Origin of the sequence: Moorena sp. SIO2C4 (assembly GCF_010672485.1) — a bacterium.
Classification (GTDB): Bacteria; Cyanobacteriota; Cyanobacteriia; order Cyanobacteriales; family Coleofasciculaceae; genus Moorena; species Moorena producens.
Genome location: NZ_JAAHGN010001046.1, coordinates 1 through 2616 on the forward strand (window position 1 = coordinate 1; position 2616 = coordinate 2616).

The following is a 2616-nucleotide window of genomic DNA, read 5'->3' on the forward strand; positions in this document are numbered from 1 at the left end:
CCAGAAAGATAAGTGGCAGGCTTGACTCCAATTGCTGAATGACCACTTCTCACTCGGACCACAATAGATTGAACCTTGACCGTTTTGTACCGGATTATCACGATTTATTACGGTTTAAGAGTATCCCAGTATTTTTTTAGTCAGCTGGCTAAGCCTAAAGTAGTGCGTAATATTCTGTTGCAAGCCTACTGTCGTCCAGAAGCCGTCACTGATGAACTGGTTGATCTAATCATGGCACCAGCAGCTGATCCCGGTGCAGCTGATGTTTTTATTGCCTTTACTAGCTATTCTCAAGGACCACTACCAGAAGACCTGATCCCAATTTTGCCTTGTCCTGCGATCATACTATGGGGCAGCAAAGACCCCTGGGAACCCATTGACTTGGGACGAGAATTAGCGAAATTCCCCACTGTAGAAAAGTTTATTCCTTTAGAAGGTTTGGGTCATTGTCCCCAAGATGAAGCACCAGAGATAGTCAACCCGATTTTGCTCAATTGGATTGGGGAAAATCCGGTTTAAGGTTAGCTGGTTGAAGGTTATTAAAGGGTTGAAAGTTAGCTGGTTGAAGGTTGAAGGTTAGCTGGTTGAAGGTTGAAGGTTAGCTAGTTGAAGGTTTAAGGTTTAGTAAGCATTCAGCTATCAGCTCTCAGCTATCAGCTCTCAGCTATCAGCTCTCAGCTCACAGCTATCAGCTATCAGCTCTCAGCTCTCAGCTATCAGCTATCAGCTCTCAGCTCTCAGCTTTTGAATAAAATAAGCTGACGGCTGACTGCTGACTGCTGACAGGTAGTAGGGTGGGCAAATACCAAGCCAATGACCATTTAATCTGGAATTCTGTCATTTGCCCACCCTACAATAACTATAGCTTTTGAATAAAATAAGCTGACGGCTGACCGCTGACGGCTGACCGCTGACGGCTGAATGCTTACAAGGTTTAATGTTGAAGGTTACCCAGTTGAAGGTTTAAGGTTTAATGTTGAAGGTTACCCAGTTGAAGGTTTAAGGTTTAATGTTGAAGGTTACCCAGTTGAAGGTTGAGTTAACAACAATCGCGATCGCAAATCCGCCAACACCCCCCCAACTAACCTAACATTCAACCTTGGCCTTTCGGCCACGCTACGCGAACAACCCTTTAACAACCTTCAACCCTTTAACAACCTTCAACCTTCAACTATCCTTAACTGGTACCAGCTCTAATTGATAGCGATAGAGAGCCACAGGTTTTTCCAATGCTTTAAAGTAATCGGGGTCTTGTGGTGAAAGGTAAACCGCTGTGACTTGGTCAGCTTTAATGATCGGAGTAGGTGATTTATGGAACTGATATGCTGTTGTGGTTTCTACTTCGTTGAAAAAAGGTCGGCGAGTACCGCGAAAGACTTGGTTGACAACTTCTGTAGCATTGAACTGATCCGGAGCTGGTATTTCAGAAGCACGTCCAGTAATCACCGAAACTAGTTGGCTCCCGGTGCGCAGAATGGTAATCTGACGATTAGGGGAATTGGGGTCTACTTTGACGGCTCTAATTATGCGATCGCCTAAGTAAGCCCTAGCAATATTCAACCCATTGAACGCTCGGTCAGCAACCACCTCTTCAGCAACCACCTCTGAGGTAGGTTTTAATACTGATCGATTTTTTCTAGAACGTCGAGTTCTAAACGGAATAAACCAATCCCCAAGCCCTGAGCTTGATTTCCCAACTTGTTGAAACCGCACCAGAAAACTAATTGGTTCTTTTAGATGACTGCGATTACCTTCAAATCCTGGTGTCACTATTTCTGGTGCTAGAGGTGCTATCTGCTCGATCAGGGTGCTGGTAACTTTCCAAGTTCCCTTCATCCAAGTGGGATATACCAAATCCCCGGTCGCCGCTGTGACTGGTGGTTTGCTTTTCCAATCGGGAAACTGACCTAAACGCTCAGCTAACTCTCCTGCCTGAGCCTCACCACCAGCCAGAAGCAAGGTTAAAACCAGACATAATCCCAGAATTCTTCTCAAACCAAAATTCCTCTCACCTTAGACTGTTCAGCTATCTTGCCCGTAAGGCAGGTCGCCCCATCTAATCAAGAATCAAAGCAAGAGGGGAGTGCTGACCATTACCATTTTAACTTTGGGTGTCTGCGCTATCGGTGTTTCCACTGAGATATCCTTTTAGATATTCTTTAGCCTAATCTAGGGCTAACTGTCAAGTATAGTTCACTCTCGCGAGAACTGTCCAAAATTTGTAGAGTTCTTCCTAATCAATAGATTTTACTTAATTTTATTTCAATTCCTGGTAATTAAAAATTATTCTAATCGGCTTACCATAAGATAGCTTTAAACTATGTGGCTATATCAAAAATATTTAGTGAAGTTAATATAAATTAACGGGAACAAAGTTAATCAGTAATGTTCATAATAAAAGAGTATATATAATACTAGTGTATATACTTAGATCTTCATAAAGGCTTCAAAATTTCAGTTAAGCTCACCAGCCTGATGTTTACCAAACCCTGACTCAGAGTAGTATTCCCCTCAGTAGTGTCATTCAGTGTCATTCAGTGTCATTCAGTGTCATTCAGTGTCATTCACTCCTAAGCAGCTTATACCCCACAGTGCATCTGACCCCAGCTAAAAATA

Annotated in this window: 1 protein-coding gene and 1 pseudogene; one reads left to right on the forward strand and one right to left on the reverse strand. The window is 43.1% G+C overall.

Annotated elements, in window-relative coordinates:
* Positions 1-120: 120 nt before the first annotated feature.
* Positions 121-519 (forward strand): annotated as a pseudogene (locus F6K20_RS33415) (alpha/beta hydrolase); the annotation flags it as partial.
* Positions 520-1167: 648 nt separating this feature from the next.
* Here the strand turns inward: F6K20_RS33415 and F6K20_RS33420 are convergent.
* Positions 1168-1995, reverse strand: coding sequence for a DUF6816 family protein (locus F6K20_RS33420; RefSeq protein WP_044492147.1), 828 nt, complete (start codon positions 1993-1995; stop codon positions 1168-1170).
* Positions 1996-2616: the final 621 nt, after the last annotated feature.